This is a genomic window from Streptomyces alkaliterrae (assembly GCF_007097205.2).
Classification (GTDB): Bacteria; Actinomycetota; Actinomycetes; order Streptomycetales; family Streptomycetaceae; genus Streptomyces; species Streptomyces alkaliterrae.
In genome coordinates this window covers 1-916 of sequence record NZ_VJYK02000631.1, presented here as the reverse complement: position 1 = coordinate 916, position 916 = coordinate 1, and the positions used below count along the sequence as shown (strand labels likewise).

Here is a 916-nt window from a genome sequence, read left to right as displayed (position 1 = left end):
GCAGCCAGGCGACCGGGCCGCCGCGGCGGCCCGCTCGCCTGGCTGCGGCGCAACGCCGTCGTCCTCGCCGGCTCCGCCACACTCGTCTACCTGCTGCTGCCCAACCTCGTGGTGCTGCTGTTCTCGTTCAACAAGCCCACCGGGCGCTTCAACCACGAGTGGCGCGAGTTCTCCACCGACGCCTGGGCCAACCCGTGCGGGGTCGCCGACATGTGCGGCTCACTCGCCCTCAGCCTGAAGATCGCCGGGCTCGCCACCGTCGGCGCCACCCTCTTCGGCACCCTCGCCGCCTTCGCCCTCGCCCGCCACCGCTTCCGCGGCAAGGGCGCCGCCAACGGGCTGATCTTCCTGCCGATGGCCATGCCGGAAGTGGTCATGGCCGCCTCGCTCGGCACACTCTTCCTCAACATGCGCGTCGAGTTCGGCTTCACCACGATCCTCATCGCCCACATCATGTTCTGCCTCAGCTTTGTGATCGTGGCCGTCAAGGCGCGCGTCGCCAGCATGGACCCCCGCCTGGAGGAGGCCGCCCGCGACCTCTACGCGGGCCCGCTCCAGACGTTCCTCAGGGTCACCCTGCCGCTCGCCGCCCCCGGCATCGCCGCCGGCGCGCTGCTCAGCTTCGCCCTGTCCTTCGACGACTTCATCATCACCCAGTTCAACGCCGGCCCCTCCACCGTCACCTTCCCGATGTTCGTGTGGGGCGCCGCCCAGCGCGGGGTACCCGTCCAGGTCAACGTGATCGGCACGGCCATGTTCGTCATCGCCGTCGGCATCGTCCTGGTCGGGCAGATCACCGCCAACCGCCGCAGGAGGCACGCATGACCCGCACCGACCCGGCGCTCGCCGCGCTGGCCGGCGCCCGACCCGTCCCCTTCTGGCTCGACGACCCCGACCACCGCCCGGCCCCCGCACC

Annotated in this window: 1 protein-coding gene; it reads left to right on the top strand. The window is 71.4% G+C overall.

Going from position 1 to position 916, the window contains the following annotated elements; genetic code table 11:
• On the top strand, positions 1 to 825 hold an 825-nt coding region (locus FNX44_RS27215; protein ID WP_438948052.1), incomplete at its 5' end, for an ABC transporter permease.
• Between the last annotated feature and the right edge of the window lie 91 nt (positions 826 to 916).